We start from the raw sequence: 16814 nt of genomic DNA, 5'->3' as shown, positions 1-16814 counted from the left end.
AGGTCCTTCTGGCGGGCGGCGACGAGAGGTCTTATAGTGTCAGGATGGACCGATTGGCAGGACAAATCTCCGCGTCACATGGCCGCCTTCACCCGGCGGTCGAGCCCTTTGCCCGACACATGATCGAGGTGGGCGACGGGCACACCATCTATGTCGAGGAATGCGGCAACCCCGAGGGACGCCCCGTCCTGGTGCTGCATGGCGGCCCGGGCGGCGGCTGCAGCCCCTTCATGCGGCGCTTCTTCGACCCCGGCCATTTCCGCGTGGTGCTGTTCGACCAGCGCGGCTGCGGACGCTCGCGTCCCACCGCCTGCGTGCAGGCCAACACGACCCCCCACCTGATCGCCGACATCGCGCTGATCCGCGCCCGCCTTGGCATCGACCGCTGGCTACTGTTCGGCGGCAGCTGGGGGGCGACGCTGGCCCTGGCCTATGCCGAGACCCATCCCGACCATGTCAGCGGGCTGATCCTGCGCGGCGTCTTCCTGGGCACGCAATCCGAGCTGGACTGGTTCTATGGCGGCGGTGCGGCGCGGTTCTTCCCCGACCTCTGGGCGCGGTTCCAGGAACCGATCCCGCAGGCCGAGCGGCACGACATGATCGGCGCCTATCACCTGCGGCTGTTCGACAGCGATCCGGGGCGGCAGGCGCGCTTCGCCCAGCCTTGGCTCATGTGGGAAAACGCGCTGGCCGGGCTGCAGTCGCAGGCCACCAGCCACGCCCCCGCCGATTACGCCCGCGCCTTCGCCCGGCTCGAGAATCACTATTTCGGCAACCGCTGCTTCCTAGACGAGGGGCAGCTTCTGCGCGACCGCGCCCGGATCGAGCATCTGCCCGCCATCATCGTGCAGGGCCGCTATGACATGGTCTGCCCGCCCATCGGCGCGCATGCGCTGGCCGAGGGCTGGCCGGGCTGCGACCTGCGGTTGATCCCGGCCTCGGGGCATGCGCTGTCCGAACCCCGCATCACCGCCGAACTGGCGGCCGTCATGGACGGGGTCCGCGACCAGGACCGCAGCCGAAAGACCCCGCGATGAGCCTGAACCTGTTCCTGATCTTCCTGCTGGCCAGCGTAGCGGCGGCGTCGACCGGCGTGATCTTCAAGCCGGGCGCTTGGTATGACGGGCTGAAGAAACCCGGCTTCACCCCGCCGAAATGGGCCTTCCCGGTTGCATGGAGCGCCATCTACCTGCTCTCGGCCTTCGCCGCCGCGCGCGTGGCGCTGCTGCCCGGCGCCGGGCCGGCGCTGGCGCTGTGGGCGGCGCAGATCGCGCTGAACACGCTGTGGACGCCGGTCTTCTTCGGCGCGCGGATGATGGCCTTGGGCATGGTGATCATGTCCACGCTGCTGGTGACGGTGGCCAGCCTGACGGTCGCCGTCTGGCAGCTGGACTGGCGGTCGGGGCTGCTGCTTCTGCCCTATCTGGCCTGGCTGGTGGTGGCGACCGGGCTGAACTGGCGCGTCTGGCGCGACAACCCCGGCGCCAGCGCCTGAGAAGCGCGCTTGCATTCCGGCAGGCACGGGGCTATATGACGCTCAACAGCGGTGCAGGGGTCCAAACCCTGCCCACCGGAACTTCCGCTCGGGGCCCGCTGACGGCCCCTTTTTCATGTCCGAAAGGATCTTCATGTCCGACGATCTGTCCCAGCCCGACGGCTCGCCCGCGCCCGGCCTGTCCGCGACGAACGACCTGATCGCCAAGACCGCCATCGACCGGCGCCTGGCCGAGATCATCATTCCGGTGATCGAGGATCTGGGCTACGAGCTGGTGCGCGTGCGCCTGCAGGGCGGCAAGACCGCGACGCTGCAGATCATGGCCGACCGCCCCGAGGGCGGCATCAACGTGGACGATTGCGCGCAGATCTCGACCGCCGTCAGCGCCACGCTGGATGTCGAGGATCCGATCGCCGACAACTATTACCTCGAGGTCTCCAGCCCCGGCATCGACCGCCCCCTGACCCGCCTGAAGGATTTCGAAGCCTTCGAGGGCTACGAGGCGCGGCTGGACATCAACCAGCCCATCGACGGCCGCAAGCGATTCAAGGGCCTCCTGGCCGGCGTCGAGGGCGACGAGGTGCTGATCAACATCGAGGATCAGGGCCAGACCCACACGATCGGTCTGCATTTCGACCTGCTGTCGGATGCGAAACTTGTCCTGACGGACGAGCTGATCAAGGAAATGCTGCGTCAGAAGAAGGAAGCCGGGGTCGAGATCGACAACCTGGACGAAACCGCCTTCGACGAGATCGAAACCGACGACACCGATGGCCCCGACGCCGTCCAACCGAAGGAGTGAGTGATGGCGATCACCTCTGCCAACCAGCTTGAACTGCTGCAGACGGCCGAAGCCGTCGCCCGCGAGAAGATGATCGAGCCCGAGCTGGTCATCGAGGCGATGGAGGACAGCCTCGCCCGTGCCGCCAAGTCGCGCTACGGGGCCGAGATGGACATCCGCGTCAAGATCGACCGCAAGACCGGCAATGCCAGCTTCACCCGCGTCCGCACCGTGATGGCCGATGACGAGGTCGAGAACTATCAGGCGCAGGTGACGGTCGAGCAGGCCCGTCCCTATCTGGACGATCCCAAGATCGGCGACGAGATCATCGACATCGTGCCCCCGGTCGAACTGGGCCGCATCGCCGCGCAATCCGCCAAGCAGGTGATCCTGCAGCGCGTGCGCGAGGCCGAGCGCGATCGCCAGTACGAGGAATTCAAGGACCGTGCCGGCACCATCATCAACGGCGTCGTCAAGCGCGAGGAATACGGCAACATCATCGTCGATGTGGGCCGCGGAGAGGCGATCCTGCGCCGCAACGAGAAGATCGGCCGCGAAAGCTATCGCCCGAACGACCGCATCCGCGCCTATATCAAGGACGTGCGCCGCGAGACGCGCGGCCCGCAGATCTTCCTGTCGCGCACCGATCCGCAGTTCATGGCCGAGCTGTTCAAGATGGAAGTCCCCGAGATCTATGACGGCGTGATCGAGATCAAGGCCGTCGCCCGCGATCCCGGTTCACGCGCCAAGATCGCGGTCATCAGCTATGACAGCTCGATCGACCCGGTCGGCGCCTGCGTCGGCATGCGCGGCAGCCGCGTGCAGGCCGTCGTCGGCGAATTGCAGGGCGAGAAGATCGACATCATCCCGTGGAACGAGGATCAGGCGACGTTCCTCGTGAACGCCCTGCAGCCCGCCGAGGTCAGCAAGGTCGTCTTCGACGAGGAGGCCAACAAGATCGAGGTCGTGGTTCCCGACGAACAGCTGTCCCTGGCCATCGGCCGTCGCGGCCAGAACGTGCGACTGGCCAGCCAGCTGACCGGCCTGGACATCGACATCCTGACGGATGAGGAGGAATCCAAGCGCCGTCAGGCCGAGTTCAACTCGCGCACCGCGCTCTTCATGGAGGCGCTGGACCTGGACGAGTTCTTCGCCCAGCTGCTGGTCGCCGAGGGCTTCACCAATCTCGAAGAGGTCGCCTATGTCGACCAGGACGAGCTGCTGACCATCGACGGCGTCGACGGCGACACCGCCGCCGAGCTGCAGGCCCGTGCCCGCGACGTGCTGGAGGCCAAGAACAAGGCCGCCCTGGACGCCGCCCGCGCGCTTGGCGTCGAGGACAGCCTGGTTGAATTCGAGGGCCTCACCCCCCAGATGCTGGAGGCGCTGGCCAAGGACGGCATCAAGACGCTGGAAGATTTCGCGACCTGCGCGGACTGGGAACTGGCCGGCGGCTGGACCACGGTGAACGGCGCCCGCGTCAAGGACGAGGGTCTGCTGGAAAGCTTCGAGGTCAGCCTCGAGGAAGCGCAGACCATGGTCATGACCGCGCGCGTGCTTCTGGGCTGGGTCGATCCGACCGAGCTTGAGGGCGAGCTCGAGGCCGACGAGACCGAAGACGATGACGACACCCCCAACCAGGAGGCCGGGGCCTGATCGGGCTCCGGAGCGGAACACAGCTTGAGCCGAGGCGGACGTGACAAGGACCGGGACGACGACCCGGAGCGCCGGTGCATCGCCACCGGCGAGGTGCAACCCAAGCGCGGGCTGATCCGCTTCGTGATCGGTCCCGACGGGCAGGTCGTGCCCGATCTGGCCGAAAAGCTGCCCGGCCGCGGCATCTGGGTCGCCGCCGACAAGGCGGCGCTGCAGAAGGCGGTGGGCAAGAACCTGTTCTCGCGCGCCGCCAAGGCGCCCGTGCAGGCGGATCCGAACCTGCCCGATCTGGTCGAGGCGGGGGTCGCCCGCCGGCTGATCGACCTCGTGTCGCTGACCCGCAAGGCGGGCCGCGCGGTGGCCGGGTTCGAGAAGGTGAAGGGCTGGCTGGCCGAGGGGCGCGCCAAGGTGCTGCTTCAGGCCAGCGACGGGTCGGAACGGGGCAAGGGCAAGCTGTGGACGCCCACCGGCGGACGCTGGTTCGGCTGCCTGACCGCCTCAGAATTGGGTTTGTCCTTTGGGCGTGATCATGTCATACACGGCGCGCTTGCGAAGGGTGGCCTGACGGACAAGGTAATCTTGGAAGCCGGCAGACTGACGGGTCTGCGCGGGCATGACGATGGCAATACGGCCGTCGGGAAGGAATGAAGACGCAGATGAGCGACAAAGACGGAAAAACCCCCCTGGGTCTCGGCGGCGCTGGCCGTTCGGGCCAGGTCAAGCAAAGCTTCAGCCACGGTCGCACCAAAAGCGTCGTCGTGGAAACCAAGCGCAAGCGCGTCGTGGTGCCCAAGGCAGCCACGCCGATGACCACGGCTGAAAAAGAGAAGAACCCGCTGACCGCCCGCATGGCCGGCGACAGCTCCAAGCGCCCCGCCGGCATCTCGGATGCCGAGATGGAGCGCCGCCTCAAGGCGCTTGCCGCCGCCAAGGCGCGCGAGGCGGATGATGCCGCGCAGCGTCTGGCCGACGAGAAGGCCCGCGAGGAAGAGCGCGAGCGCCGCCGCGCCGATATCGAGGCGAAGGCCAAGGAAGAGCGCGAGCGCGAGGAGGCCCAGAAGGCCAAGGCGCTGGCCGAGGCCCTGGCCGTCCAGGATGCCGCAGACGAGGCTCGCCGCAAGGCCGAGCCGCGCCAGGAGCGTCCCAAGCCCTCCGCTGGTGCCGCCAAGCCCGACGCCCCCGATCAGGCCAGCATCGAGGCTGCCGCCTCGCGCGCCGAGACCAAGGGCGTCACCACCGGCGTGGCCCGCAAGACCGACCGCGCGGGCGATCGTCCCGACCGCGACAAGGCTGCCAAGGTCAAGACCGATGACAGCCGCCGCGGCGGAAAGCTGTCGCTGAACCAGGCGCTGAACGGCGAGGCCGGGCGTCCGCGCTCGATGGCCGCGATGAAGCGCAAGCAGGAACGCACCCGCCAGAAGGCGATGGGGCAGTCCCCGCGTCCCGAGAAGCAGTTCCGCGAGGTCCGCCTGCCGGAAACCATCGTGGTGCAGGAACTGGCCAACCGGATGGCGGAACGCGCCGCCGACGTGGTCAAGTCGCTGATGAAGATGGGCATGATGGTCACCATCAACCAGCCCATCGACGCCGACACGGCCGAGCTGGTGATCGAGGAATTCGGCCACAAGTTCATCCGCGTCAGCGACCGCGACGTGGAGCAGGTCATCGATTCGGTCGATGACAAGGACGAGGATCTGGTTACCCGCCCGCCGATCATCACGATCATGGGCCATGTCGACCACGGCAAGACCTCGCTTCTGGACGCGATCCGCAAGGCCAATGTCGTCTCGGGCGAGGCCGGCGGGATCACCCAGCATATCGGCGCCTATCAGGTGACGACCGATTCGGGCGCGGTGCTGTCCTTCCTGGACACGCCGGGCCACGCGGCCTTCACCTCGATGCGCGCCCGCGGCGCGAACGTGACCGACATCGTCGTGCTGGTCGTGGCCGCCGATGACGCGGTCATGCCGCAGACGGTCGAGGCGATCAACCACGCCAAGGCCGCCAATGTCCCGATGATCGTGGCGATCAACAAGATCGACCGCCCCGCCGCCGATCCGCAGAAGGTCCGGACGTCACTGCTGCAGCACGAGGTGGTCGTCGAGGCCATGTCGGGCGACGTGCAGGATGTCGAGGTCTCGGCCAAGACCGGCCAGGGTCTGGACGAGCTGCTGGAGGCCATCGCACTTCAGGCGGAATATCTGGAACTCAAGGCCAACCCGAACCGCGCCGCTCAGGGCGCGGTGATCGAGGCGCAGCTGGACGTGGGCCGCGGCCCCGTCGCGACCGTCCTCGTGCAGCACGGCACCCTGCGCCGCGGCGACATCTTCGTCGTGGGCGAGCAGTGGGGCAAGGTCCGCGCCCTGATCAACGACCAGGGCGAGCGCGTCGACGAGGCCGGTCCCTCCGTCCCCGTCGAGGTTCTGGGCCTGAACGGCACTCCCGAGGCCGGCGACGTGCTGAACGTGGTCGAGACCGAGGCGCAGGCCCGCGAGATCGTCGAGTTCCGTGCCCAGCAGACCAAGGACAAGCGCGCCGCCGCCGGTGCCGCGACGACCCTGGAGCAGATGATGGCCAAGGCGAAGGCCGATGTCAGCGTCTCGGAACTGTCCGTCGTCCTCAAGGCCGACGTGCAGGGTTCGGCCGAGGCCATCGTGCAGGCGCTGGAGAAGGTCGGCAACGACGAGGTGCGCGTCCGCGTCCTGCATTACGGCGTCGGTGCGATCACCGAATCCGATGTGGGTCTGGCCGAGGCATCCGGCGCGCCGGTCATCGGCTTCAACGTCCGTGCCAATGCCCCCGCCCGCAATGCCGCCAACCAGAAGGGGGTCGAGATCCGCTACTACTCGATCATCTACAACCTGCTGGACGACATCAAGGCGGCCGCCTCGGGCATGCTGTCCAACGAGATCCGCGAGAACTTCATCGGTTACGCGACGATCAAGGAAGTCTTCCGCGTCACGGGCGTCGGCAATGTCGCCGGCTGTCTGGTGACCGAAGGCGTCGCCCGCCGCTCGGCCGGCGTGCGCCTGCTGCGCGACAACGTGGTGATCCACGAGGGCACGCTGAAGACGCTCAAGCGCTTCAAGGACGAGGTCAAGGACGTGCAGTCCGGCCAGGAATGCGGCATGGCCTTCGAGAACTACGACGACATCCGCCCCGGCGACGTCATCGAGATCTTCGAGCGCGAAGAGGTCGAACGCTCGCTGTAAGGCGACGGTCCGGAATGACGAAAGGGCGGCCCTCGGGCCGCCCTTTCGCGTTCCTGCCCCGCGCCGTGCCCCCGCCGTGTCGGAGGCCTGCGCGCATGAGAAAGGGGCGGTCCCTGCGGACCGCCCCCTTGTCTCTGTCATGAATGCCGACGCGGCACTCCCCTCCGCGCCGGACCCTGTCAGGCGCTGACCGGCTTGCCCTCGAAGGTGCGGTCGCCGACTCGGACGAAGATGTTGCCGTTGGTCGAGGATCCTTCGAAAAGACCCTGGATCGAGATGTAGCTTCCGATCGAAATGGTGCGAATCATGTCAAGCCCTCCTCAGTGCTCTAAGACAAGTTAGTCATGAAAGAGTTAACAAAGAATGCACTCTTTCCTCATCTAAGACTTTTCTAGGCAGGTTGACAACCGGAACGGTAAGTTTTGTGCTTTTAAAGCCACATTTGCAGCGCAGGTATCAGCGGTATGTCAGCCGGTGGCATAGGGTAATTGCGCAAATCATTGGCCCGAACCCAGGCCAGTTGCTGCCCCTCGCGCGGCTGCACGATCCCGCGCCACTTGCGGCAGGCAAAGACCGGCATCAGCAGGTGAAACGATTCGTATGCGTGGCTGGCGAAGGTCAGGGGCGCCAGGCAGCTGTCCCAGGTCTGGATGCCCAGCTCCTCGTCCAGCTCGCGGATCAGGGCCGCCTCGGGCGTCTCTCCCGGCTCGACCTTGCCGCCGGGAAACTCCCACAGCCCCGCCATCGACTTGCCCGGCGGGCGCTGTGCCAGAAGCACGCGCCCGTCCGGGTCGATCAGCGCGACCGCCGCGACAAGGACGGTCGTCAAGACCGGTAATCCGCGTTGATGTCGATATAGCCATGCGTCAGGTCGCAGGTCCACACCGTCCGCGCCCCCGAACCCAGCCCCAGATCGACGCCGATCCGCAGGTCCTGGTTCGTCATGTAGGCGCTGGCGGCGGCCTCGTCATAGCCGGGCGCGCGCCAGCCGTTCTCGGCCAGCACCATGTCGCCGAAGCTGATGCGCAGCCGGTCGCGGTCGGCCTCGGCGCCGGACTTGCCGACGGCGGCGACGATCCGGCCCCAGTTGGCGTCCTGTCCGGCGATGGCGGTCTTGACCAAGGGCGAATTGGCGATGGCCATGGCGACCATGTGGGCATCCGCGTCAGAGGCGGCGCCGGTCACCGCGACCTCGACGAATTTCGTGGCCCCCTCGCCGTCGCGCACGACCTGATGGGCCAGATCGCGCATGACGCCGTGCAGCGCCGACACGAAGGCCCGGCCCGTATCGGTCCCCAGGTCGGTGATCGGTGCGGCCTCCGCCTGCCCCGTCGCCGCCAGGATCAGCGCGTCCGAGGTCGAGGTGTCGCTGTCCACCGTGATCGCGTTGAAGGTCGCGTCCAGCCCGGACGACAGCGCCTGTTGCAGCAGATCGGCCGGCACCCGCGCATCGGTGAACAGATAGACCAGCATGGTCGCCATGTCGGGCGCGATCATCCCCGATCCCTTGGCGATGCCCGCGATCCGCACCTGCCCGCCCTCGGCCTCGACGACCGCCGAGGCGCCTTTGGGGAAGGTGTCCGTCGTCATGATCGCCTGCGCGGCACCCGCCACGCCGCCTGCATCCAGACCCGCCACCAGATCGCCGATCACCGCCACGATGCGGTCATGGGGCAGCGGCTCTCCGATCACGCCGGTCGAGGACGAGAAGACCCGCCCCCGCGGCAGGTCCAGCGCCGAGGCCACGGCCCCGGTCACGGCATCGACCGATTCCTGGCCGCGCGCGCCGGTGAAGGCATTGGCATTGCCGGAATTGATGACGATCGCCGCGCCCTGCGGCGCGTCCCCGCCGGCAGCCAGCTTGGCCTGGTTGTCCAGCACGCAGGCCGCCCGGGTCGAGGACCGGGTGAAGGCCCCCGCCACCGTACTGCCCGGCGCGATGCGGATCAGCGTCACGTCGGTCCGGCCCTGGTATTTTACCCCGGCCGCGGCGCTGGCAAAGTCGATCCCCGCGATCACCGGCAGGTCGGGAAACCGCGCCGGCGCCAGGGGCGAGACGGGAAGTCCCGCCTTTCCCATCAGTTGGCCTCCAGCAGGTCGATGTCGCTCAGGGCGGCGGGATCGACGCCCTCGGTCTTCTGGATCTCGGCGGCCTCGACCAGGCGGGCGATCTCGGCCTCGACCTTCTCGCGCAGCACCATCTGCGAGATCTCGTCGCGCACCTCGGCCAGCGGCGGGGCCTCGCGCAGGCGGGTCTCGTTCAGCTGGATGATGTGCCAGCCGAAATCGGTCTGCACCGGGTCGGACACCCCGCCCGGCTCCATCGCGGCCACGGCCTCGGCGAAGGGCGGCACCATCTGGTCGGCGGTGAACCAGCCCAGATCGCCCCGGTTCGGGCCCGAGGGTCCGGTCGAGTTCGCCTCGGCCACGTCGCCGAAATCGGCGCCGCCATCCAGTTCGGCCTTCAGTTCGGTGGCCTTCTCCTCGGTCTCGACCAGGATGTGGGCGGCATTGTATTCGGTGGCGTTGCCGGCCTCGGCGAACAGCTGGTCATAGCGCGCCTGCAGCTCCTCCTCGGCGGGCTCGGCCCCGGCGATCTGGGACACGGCGGCGGCGGCCATGATGTTGCGGCGCTGCAGCTCCATCTGGGCGCGCACGCCCGCCGTCTCCTCGGCCGAGGCGGCCACGGCGGTCTGGCGGATCAGCTGGTCCAGCATCATGTCCCACAGTGCCTGGTCGGGCAGCTCGGCCATGGCCGGGTCCTGGATCGATTGCTTCATGACGATCATCTGGCCCAGGGTGATGTCCTGACCGTCGACCGTGGCCACGACCTGATCGGCGCCCTCCGCGGTCTGGGCCGTGGCGGCCTGGGCCCCATCCTGGGCCGCGTCCTGAGCCGCGTCCTGGGCGAGGGCGGGCAGGCTCAGCATCGGCACCGCGATCAGGGCGGCGGCCAGCAGGGTCGCTGGAAGGGTTGGGCGTGTCATGGGGAAATCCTTTGCAGATCGTGACCCGCGCCCCCGTCCGGGGACCCGTGCCAACATTGACAGTCAGGCGGGCGGCGCCTACATCCAGACCAACTCCGTGGAAGGCGCCGCCGCCGCGTTCGTTCTGGCCCCTGATACGGCAAGGCAGCCGGTGCGGGCAAGTGGGCGCCCGGTCACGCGCCTCTCCCAACAACGTGATGGCGAAGGTAATATGATCGGTAATCTGGCGAAGATGGTCTTTGGCACGCCCAACGACCGCAAGGTCAAGGGCACGCGGCCGCTGGTCGCGCGCATCAATGCGCTGGAGGAACAATTCGCCGCGCTCACCGATCAGGGCCTGATCGACAAGACGGACGAGTTCAAGGCCCGCGTGGCCAAGGGCGAGGCGCTGGACGCGATCCTGCCCGAGGCCTTCGCCAACTGCCGCGAGGGCGCGCGCCGCGCGCTTGGCCTGCGGGCCTTCGACGTGCAGCTGATGGGCGGGATCTTCCTGCATGACGGCAACATCGCCGAGATGAAGACCGGCGAGGGCAAGACCTTGGTCGCCACCTTCCCGGCCTATCTGAACGCGCTGTCGGGCAAGGGCGTGCATGTCGTCACCGTCAACGACTATCTGGCCAAGCGCGACGCCGAATGGATGTCCAAGGTCTTCGCCCAGCTGGGCATGACCTGCGGCGTCGTCGTTCCCTTCCAGCCCGAGGCGGAAAAGCGCCAAGCCTATGCCTGCGACGTGACCTATGCCACGAACAACGAGCTGGGCTTCGACTACCTGCGCGACAACATGAAGGGCTCGGTGGCCGAGATGGTCCAGCGCGGTCACAATTTCGCCATCGTCGACGAGGTCGACAGCATCCTGATCGACGAGGCGCGCACGCCGCTGATTATTTCCGGCCCGTCGCAGGACCGCAGCGAGCTGTACAAGGTGCTGGACGCCTATGTGCCCCTGCTGACGCCCGAGCATTACAAGCTGGACGAGAAGTCCCGCAATGCCACCTTCACCGAAGAGGGTAACGAGTTCCTGGAGCAGCGCCTGAGCGCCGACGGCGTCCTGCCCGAGGGCCAGACGCTCTACGATCCGGAATCCACGACCATCGTGCACCACGCCAACCAGGCGCTGCGCGCGCACAAGCTGTTCCTGCGGGACCAGCACTACATGATCCGCGAGGGCGAGGTCGCGCTGATCGACGAGTTCACGGGGCGCATGATGAAGGGCCGCCGCCTGTCGGACGGCCTGCATCAGGCGATCGAGGCCAAGGAAGGCGTCGAGATCCAGCCCGAGAACGTGACCCTGGCAAGCGTGACCTTCCAGAACTACTTCCGCCTCTATGACCGCCTGTCCGGCATGACCGGCACGGCCTCGACCGAGGCCGAGGAATTCGCCGAGATCTACAAGCTGGGCGTGGTCGAGGTGCCGACCAATCGCGGCATCGCGCGGATCGACGACCATGACCGCGTCTATCGCACCGCGGGCGAGAAGTTCGCCGCCGTGATCGAGGCCATCAAGGAAGCCCATGCCAAGGGCCAGCCGACGCTGGTCGGCACCACCAGCATCGAGAAATCCGAGATGCTGTCCGAGATGCTGAAGAAGGACGGCGTGCCCCACAACGTCCTCAACGCCCGCCAGCACGAGGCCGAGGCGCAGATCGTCGCCGATGCCGGCAAGCCCGGCACGGTGACCATTGCCACCAACATGGCCGGTCGCGGTACCGACATCCAGCTGGGCGGCAATGTCGAGATGAAGGTGATGGACGCGCTGAAGGCCGATCCCGACGCCGATCCCGACGCGCTGCGCGCCCAGATCGAGGCCACGCATGCCGCCGACAAGCAGGCCGTGCTGGCCGCGGGCGGGTTGTTCGTGCTGGGCACAGAGCGCCACGAATCGCGCCGCATCGACAACCAGCTGCGCGGCCGCTCGGGCCGTCAGGGCGATCCGGGCCGGTCGCTGTTCTTCCTGTCGCTGGACGACGACCTGATGCGGATCTTCGGGTCCGAACGTCTGGACAAGGTGCTGTCCACGCTCGGCATGAAGGAGGGCGAGGCGATCATCCACCCTTGGGTGAACAAGTCGCTGGAACGCGCGCAGGCCAAGGTCGAGGGGCGCAACTTCGACATCCGCAAGCAGCTGCTGAAGTTCGACGACGTGATGAACGACCAGCGCAAGGCCATCTTCGGCCAGCGCCGCGAAATCATGGACAGCGACGAGGTCGGAGAGATCACCGCCGACATGCGCCATCAGGTCATCGACGACCTGATCGACGACCACATGCCGCCGCGCAGCTATGCCGACCAGTGGGATGCCGACGGGCTCAAGACCGCGATCCGCGAACGCGTGAACCTGAACCTGCCCATCCCGGACTGGGCCGCCGAAGAGGGCGTCGATCAGGACATCATGCGCGAGCGCGTGACCGAGGCCAGCGACCGCTACATGGCCGACAAGGCCGCGGCCTTCGGCCCCGAGACGATGGTCCAGATCGAAAAGCAGGTGCTGCTGCAGCAGATCGACCAGAAATGGCGCGATCACCTGATGACGCTGGATCACCTGCGCTCGGTGGTGGGCTTTCGCGGCTATGCGCAGCGCGATCCCCTGTCGGAATACAAGACCGAGGCGTTCCAGCTGTTCGAGGCGCTTCTGGACGGGCTGCGCTTCGACGTCACGCAGCGCCTGTGCCAGATCCGCCCGCTGACCGAGGCCGAGCGCGAGGACATGCTGCGCCAGATGGCCCAGCAGCAGAAGGCGGCGCAGGCCGACCTGACGATGGAGCATGACGGCGAGACGCAAGGCGACCAGCCCGCCCCTGCCCCGTCCGCGCCTTCAGCCCCCACCGAGCGCGCAGCGTCCCGCAACCCGGCCTTCGACGAAGCCGATCCCGCGACCTGGGGCACGCCGTCGCGCAACGACCCCTGCCCCTGCGGGTCGGGCAAGAAGTTCAAGCATTGCCACGGCGCGATCTGACACGACCCGCGCCAAGGCCTCTGCCTGCGTCGACAACCCGCGGGGCCATAAGGCCCGGCGGGTTGTTTGCCTTTCGCCGGACCCCGGCGGCGCATCGCGCGTTGACGGAGCGGCACCCTGCCCCCATGACCGCCGCCCCTGCCGGGCGCACGACGGATCCCTCCCATGCTTCTCTTTGACGGCCTCGTCTATCTGGACGTGCAGAAGACCGGCTCGACCTTCGTGACCGCCTTCCTGCAGGCCTGCTGCCGCAGGCCGCAGATCCATTACCACCAGCACGACCGCCTGCGCCGCAAGCTGGCCCCCGGCGCGGTCGGCGTCATCTCGGTGCGCGAGCCCGCGTCGCAATACCTGTCGCTGTTCCGCTACGGGCTGGACGGCAAAGGCGGGCTCTATCACCGCCTTAAGGATCACGGCGTGGCCGAGGTCTATCAGCCCACGCAGGAGGCCTTCGAGACCTTCGTCGAGATCCTGCTGCAGCCCGAGACCGCGCCGCTGCTGCATGACAGCTTCGAGCCGGTGGCCCACAAGTTCGACATGGGCATGATGACCTTCCGCCATCTGCTGCTGGCGGTGAAATGGCCGCTGGCGACGCTGAAGCGCCTGCCGCGCGACGGCCTGCCCACCGCCTATCCCCGCCTGCGCCTCTGGTCCGTGGCGCTGCGGCAGGAACATCTGGTGGCCGATCTGCAGACCCTCGTCGCCCGCCATCCCGACCTGTTCGATCTGGAGGCGGCGCAGGCCTTCCTGGCGCCGCGCCCCCGCATCAACCGCTCGGACCGGGGCGCCGGACTGTCGACCGACCTGCCCGCCCCCCTGATGGCCCGCCTTCTGCAGAGGGAGGATCTGATCTACCGGACCTTCTATCCCCATCTGCTGCCGGAGGGTCAGGCCGACCTGACCGCCTGACCCGCGCAGGGATGTTGTCTGGACCGGTCGCTCGCCCGGCCAAGGCCCTGCACCGGGCCGTCACCTGCGCGCCTAACGCCCGCCGCCCGGACCGTCAGGTCCACGTCCAGAGAGGGCTGGTACACCCGGCTTCCACCTACTTGCTCGATTTTTGACCTCCGGACGGGCGCATGACAGGCCCTGTCCCCCCAACAAACCGCGCGCCACGCCGCCCTGCGATCCGACCCCCCACAAGCCCGCCGCCCGAACCCCCCTCACACCACCCGCGCCGGCAGATCCCAGCCCCGCAGCAGCTCCTCGACCGGCAGCGCACGCTTGCCCGCCCGCTGCGCCAGCGTCACTTGGACGGCCCCCGACCCGCAGGCGATGGCCAGCCCCGGCAGCACCGTGCCGGGCGCCCCCGATCCGTCCGTCACGCGGCTGCCCAGCAGCTTGACCCGCTCGCCGCCGATCTCGCACCAGGCGCCCGGAAAGGGCGACAGCCCCCGGATCTGCCGGTCGACCTCGAGGGCGGGGGCGGTCCAGTCGATCCGCGCCTCGGCCTTGTCGATCTTGGCGGCATAGGTCACGCCCGCCTCGGGCTGGGCCGTCGCGGGCAACGGCAGCCGGTCCAGCACCTCGACGATCAGCCCCGCGCCCATCTCCGACAGACGGTCGTGCACCCCGCCGGTCGTCTCCTCCGGCCCGATGGCGGTACGCGCCAGATCCAGCACCGGCCCCGTGTCCAGCCCCGCCTCCATCTGCATGATCGCCACGCCCGTCTCGGCATCCCCCGCCAGGATCGCGCGGTGGATCGGCGCCGCCCCCCGCCAGCGCGGCAGGATCGAGGCGTGGATGTTCAGGCAACCCAAGCGCGGCGCGTCCAGCACGGGCTGCGGCAGGATCAGCCCATAGGCCACGACCACCGCCACATCGGCCTCCAGCGCCGCGAACTCGGCCTGCGCCTCCGGGTCGCGCAGGCGCGCAGGCTTGCGCACGGCGATCCCCATCTCCTCGGCAGCGCGATGGACGGGCGAGGGGCGCGGCTTCTGGCCCCGCCCGGCGGCGCGCGGAGGCTGGGAATAGACCGCCACGACCTGATGGCGCGCGGCGATCGCCCGCAGCGCCGGCACCGAGAAGTCCGGAGTTCCCATGAAGATCACGCGCATCGCCCTGCCCCGTCTGCCGTTCAAGAAGGCCCCCTTAATGAAAGAGCCGCCGCGCTCCGGCAAGGGGGGCCGGCAAGGAAGGCCCGGCAAGGGGGCCTCCGATCAGCGCCGCGCCAGCTTGGCCGATTTCGCGACCAGCATCTTGCGGCGCAAAGGCGTCAGCCGGTCGACATAAAGCCGCCCCGCCAGATGGTCGATCTGATGCTGCACAGAGGTCGCCCAGAGGCCCACGAAGTCCCGCTCCTCGGTCTCGCCCAGCTCGTTCAGGAACCGCACCGTCACCGCGCGCGGCCGCTCGACCGGGGCCGAGACGCCGGGCAGGTTCGGGCTGGCCTCGTCATGGCTGCGCAGCTTGACGCTTTCGTGCAGCACGACCGGATTGGCCATCCGCACCGCCTGCCCGCGCTTGTCCGAGGCGTCGACCACCGCCAGCTGCAGCATGATCCCGATCTGCGGCGCGGCCAGGCCCACGCCGGGCATCGCCTCCATCGTGTCGACCATGTCGTCCCAGATCATCCGCACGGTTTCCGTCACCGCCTCGACGGGCTCGGCCGCGCGATGCAGGCGCGGATCGGCATAGGGCAGGAAGGCGCGCGCGGTCATCTCAGTCGCTCACGATCAGGCGGCCGTCCAGATGGTCGGCCTCGTGCTGCGCGATGCGCGCCGCCGGGCCGTCCAGCTGTTCCAGCCGGTAGAGCCCGTCCAGATCGTACCAGGCCAGCCCGATCGAGACGGGCCGCACGACCTCGACCGGCCGGTCGGGGATGGAAAGGCAGCTTTCCGTCCCGGCCTCGGTCAGCGGGCTGCGGACCAGGATCTCGGGATCGGCCATGACCAGCGGGTCGGGCGTGCCCGACTTCCAACCCGCATCCATGACGAAGATCCGCCGCCCCACGCCGATCTGCGGCGCGGCCAGCCCCCGGCCCCCTGAGGCATACATGGTCGCCAGCAGGTCGGCGGCCAGCTGGCGCAGTTCGGGGCTGCTCAGATAGCCCGCCGGCTCGCAGCGCATCTGCAGGCGCGGGTCGGGAAACAGGACCAGATCATGCACCGTGCCACCGGCCAGATCGCCCGTCAGCGCGGGGCGGACCCAGCCCGGGGCATCGGCGCGATCACGCACGGGCGCTTTCCCGCTTCAGCTTGACCATGCGGCGGGTGATCATCTGCCGCTTGATGGCCGACAGGTGGTCGATGAACAGGATGCCGTCCAGATGATCCAGCTCGTGCTGGGCGCAGGTGGCCCACAACTCGTCGAACTCGCGGTCATGCGTCCGGCCGTCCAGCCCCAGCCAGCGCATCCGCACCTGCGCGGGGCGGGTCACCTCGCCGAACTGCTCGGGGATCGACAGGCAGCCCTCTTCGTAGGTGCTGGCCGCCTCCGAGGTCCAGGTCACCTCGGGATTGATCAGGACCAGCGGCGCGGGCGGGGCCTCGGGGTCGCGGGTGGCGTCCATCACGAAGACCCGCAGGCCCACGCCGATCTGCGGCGCGGCCAGACCGATGCCGGGCGCCTCGTACATGGTGGCCAGCATGTCGGCGGCCAGCGTCTCGATCTCGGGCGTGATGCGGGCCACGGGCTGGGCCGCCTTCTTCAGGCGCGGATCGGGATGGATCAGGATCGGTCGAAGGCTCATGCCCCCGGATTTAGGCCAAGCCTTCACCAGACGCAACAA

At 68.3% G+C, this 16814-nt stretch carries 16 protein-coding genes; 8 read left to right on the top strand and 8 right to left on the bottom strand.

Annotation, left to right across the window (positions count from 1 at the left end):
• Nucleotides 1-44: 44 nt before the first annotated feature.
• The 6 genes from pip to infB all read left to right on the top strand — a co-directional run bounded on the left by pip (nucleotide 45) and on the right by infB (nucleotide 7144).
• Nucleotides 45-1037, top strand: a complete 993-nt coding sequence (gene pip, locus E4191_RS02190) for a prolyl aminopeptidase (RefSeq protein ID WP_135311957.1) — start codon at nucleotides 45-47, stop codon at nucleotides 1035-1037.
• Nucleotides 1034-1495, top strand: coding sequence for a tryptophan-rich sensory protein TspO (gene tspO / locus E4191_RS02185; RefSeq protein WP_135311956.1), 462 nt, complete (start codon nucleotides 1034-1036; stop codon nucleotides 1493-1495). Before pip ends, tspO begins: the two co-directional genes overlap by 4 nt.
• Before the next feature lie 133 nt (nucleotides 1496-1628).
• Nucleotides 1629-2297: a ribosome maturation factor RimP gene (rimP, locus tag E4191_RS02180; RefSeq protein ID WP_135311955.1), complete on the top strand. Its 669-nt coding sequence runs from the start codon at nucleotides 1629-1631 to the stop codon at nucleotides 2295-2297.
• Nucleotides 2298-2300: 3 nt separating this feature from the next.
• On the top strand, nucleotides 2301-3932 hold the full coding sequence (nusA, locus tag E4191_RS02175) for a transcription termination factor NusA (RefSeq protein ID WP_135311954.1): 1632 nt from the start codon (nucleotides 2301-2303) through the stop codon (nucleotides 3930-3932).
• Between the two features lie 24 nt (nucleotides 3933-3956).
• Nucleotides 3957-4580 (top strand): RNA-binding protein, encoded by a 624-nt coding sequence (locus E4191_RS02170; protein ID WP_135311953.1) that lies wholly within the window; start codon nucleotides 3957-3959, stop codon nucleotides 4578-4580.
• Between the two features lie 8 nt (nucleotides 4581-4588).
• Nucleotides 4589-7144: a translation initiation factor IF-2 gene (gene infB, locus E4191_RS02165; RefSeq protein WP_135311952.1), complete on the top strand. Its 2556-nt coding sequence runs from the start codon at nucleotides 4589-4591 to the stop codon at nucleotides 7142-7144.
• 179 nt (nucleotides 7145-7323) lie between these two features.
• Here the strand turns inward: infB and E4191_RS24510 are convergent, their stop codons facing one another.
• The 4 genes from E4191_RS24510 to E4191_RS02150 all read right to left on the bottom strand — a co-directional run bounded on the left by E4191_RS24510 (nucleotide 7324) and on the right by E4191_RS02150 (nucleotide 10131).
• A complete protein-coding gene (locus tag E4191_RS24510) occupies nucleotides 7324-7452 on the bottom strand; it encodes a hypothetical protein (protein WP_269436660.1) in 129 nt (42 codons plus the stop codon).
• 122 nt (nucleotides 7453-7574) lie between these two features.
• Nucleotides 7575-7973, bottom strand: a complete 399-nt coding sequence (locus E4191_RS02160; protein ID WP_135311951.1) for a (deoxy)nucleoside triphosphate pyrophosphohydrolase — start codon at nucleotides 7971-7973, stop codon at nucleotides 7575-7577.
• Nucleotides 7970-9223, bottom strand: coding sequence for a bifunctional glutamate N-acetyltransferase/amino-acid acetyltransferase ArgJ (gene argJ, locus E4191_RS02155; RefSeq protein ID WP_135311950.1), 1254 nt, complete (start codon nucleotides 9221-9223; stop codon nucleotides 7970-7972). Before argJ ends, E4191_RS02160 begins: the two co-directional genes overlap by 4 nt.
• Nucleotides 9223-10131 (bottom strand): peptidylprolyl isomerase, encoded by a 909-nt coding sequence (locus tag E4191_RS02150; RefSeq protein ID WP_135311949.1) that lies wholly within the window; start codon nucleotides 10129-10131, stop codon nucleotides 9223-9225. The genes argJ and E4191_RS02150 overlap by 1 nt, the downstream gene beginning before the upstream one ends.
• Before the next feature lie 211 nt (nucleotides 10132-10342).
• Here E4191_RS02150 and secA point away from each other — a divergent pair, with 211 nt between their 5' ends.
• Both secA and E4191_RS02140 read left to right on the top strand, forming a co-directional pair.
• Entirely contained in the window at nucleotides 10343-13084 is a 2742-nt protein-coding gene (secA, locus tag E4191_RS02145) for a preprotein translocase subunit SecA (RefSeq protein WP_135311948.1), read from the top strand.
• Nucleotides 13085-13249: 165 nt separating this feature from the next.
• The gene (locus E4191_RS02140) at nucleotides 13250-13993 is read left to right on the top strand and encodes a hypothetical protein (RefSeq protein ID WP_135311947.1); all 744 of its coding nucleotides are present in this window, start codon (nucleotides 13250-13252) and stop codon (nucleotides 13991-13993) included.
• Nucleotides 13994-14247: 254 nt separating this feature from the next.
• On the opposite strand, the gene fmt is transcribed toward E4191_RS02140, so the two are convergent.
• The 4 genes from fmt to def (E4191_RS02120) all read right to left on the bottom strand — a co-directional run bounded on the left by fmt (nucleotide 14248) and on the right by def (E4191_RS02120) (nucleotide 16775).
• Nucleotides 14248-15141 carry a methionyl-tRNA formyltransferase gene (gene fmt, locus E4191_RS02135; RefSeq protein WP_135311946.1) on the bottom strand — a complete coding sequence of 298 codons (894 nt, stop codon included), beginning with the start codon at nucleotides 15139-15141 and terminating at the stop codon, nucleotides 14248-14250.
• 102 nt (nucleotides 15142-15243) lie between these two features.
• Nucleotides 15244-15744 carry a peptide deformylase gene (def, locus tag E4191_RS02130; protein ID WP_135311945.1) on the bottom strand — a complete coding sequence of 167 codons (501 nt, stop codon included), beginning with the start codon at nucleotides 15742-15744 and terminating at the stop codon, nucleotides 15244-15246.
• A gap of 1 nt (nucleotide 15745) precedes the next feature.
• Nucleotides 15746-16261 (bottom strand): peptide deformylase, encoded by a 516-nt coding sequence (locus E4191_RS02125; RefSeq protein WP_228461481.1) that lies wholly within the window; start codon nucleotides 16259-16261, stop codon nucleotides 15746-15748.
• Nucleotides 16254-16775 carry a peptide deformylase gene (def, locus tag E4191_RS02120; RefSeq protein ID WP_135311944.1) on the bottom strand — a complete coding sequence of 174 codons (522 nt, stop codon included), beginning with the start codon at nucleotides 16773-16775 and terminating at the stop codon, nucleotides 16254-16256. The genes E4191_RS02125 and def (E4191_RS02120) overlap by 8 nt, the downstream gene beginning before the upstream one ends.
• Nucleotides 16776-16814 lie beyond the last annotated feature (39 nt).

It is taken from the genome of Paracoccus liaowanqingii (genome assembly GCF_004683865.2).
Lineage (GTDB): Bacteria > Pseudomonadota > Alphaproteobacteria > Rhodobacterales > Rhodobacteraceae > Paracoccus > Paracoccus liaowanqingii.
The sequence above is the reverse complement of the archived record's forward strand: the minus strand, read 5'-3'. Positions and strand labels throughout refer to the sequence as shown.

What these genes read in the sequence shown, in the direction of transcription:
- nusA (WP_135311954.1), top strand. Translation starts at nt 2,301, where the DNA reads ATGGCGATCACCTCTGCCAACCAGCTTGAACTGCTGCAGACGGCCGAA.
- tspO (WP_135311956.1), top strand. Translation starts at nt 1,034, where the DNA reads ATGAGCCTGAACCTGTTCCTGATCTTCCTGCTGGCCAGCGTAGCGGCG.
- def (WP_135311944.1), bottom strand. Translation starts at nt 16,775, where the DNA reads ATGAGCCTTCGACCGATCCTGATCCATCCCGATCCGCGCCTGAAGAAG.
- fmt (WP_135311946.1), bottom strand. Translation starts at nt 15,141, where the DNA reads ATGCGCGTGATCTTCATGGGAACTCCGGACTTCTCGGTGCCGGCGCTG.
- pip (WP_135311957.1), top strand. Translation starts at nt 45, where the DNA reads ATGGACCGATTGGCAGGACAAATCTCCGCGTCACATGGCCGCCTTCAC.
- argJ (WP_135311950.1), bottom strand. Translation starts at nt 9,223, where the DNA reads ATGGGAAAGGCGGGACTTCCCGTCTCGCCCCTGGCGCCGGCGCGGTTT.
- rimP (WP_135311955.1), top strand. Translation starts at nt 1,629, where the DNA reads ATGTCCGACGATCTGTCCCAGCCCGACGGCTCGCCCGCGCCCGGCCTG.
- E4191_RS24510 (WP_269436660.1), bottom strand. Translation starts at nt 7,452, where the DNA reads ATGATTCGCACCATTTCGATCGGAAGCTACATCTCGATCCAGGGTCTT.
- infB (WP_135311952.1), top strand. Translation starts at nt 4,589, where the DNA reads ATGAGCGACAAAGACGGAAAAACCCCCCTGGGTCTCGGCGGCGCTGGC.
- secA (WP_135311948.1), top strand. Translation starts at nt 10,343, where the DNA reads ATGATCGGTAATCTGGCGAAGATGGTCTTTGGCACGCCCAACGACCGC.
- E4191_RS02150 (WP_135311949.1), bottom strand. Translation starts at nt 10,131, where the DNA reads ATGACACGCCCAACCCTTCCAGCGACCCTGCTGGCCGCCGCCCTGATC.
- E4191_RS02140 (WP_135311947.1), top strand. Translation starts at nt 13,250, where the DNA reads ATGCTTCTCTTTGACGGCCTCGTCTATCTGGACGTGCAGAAGACCGGC.
- def (WP_135311945.1), bottom strand. Translation starts at nt 15,744, where the DNA reads ATGACCGCGCGCGCCTTCCTGCCCTATGCCGATCCGCGCCTGCATCGC.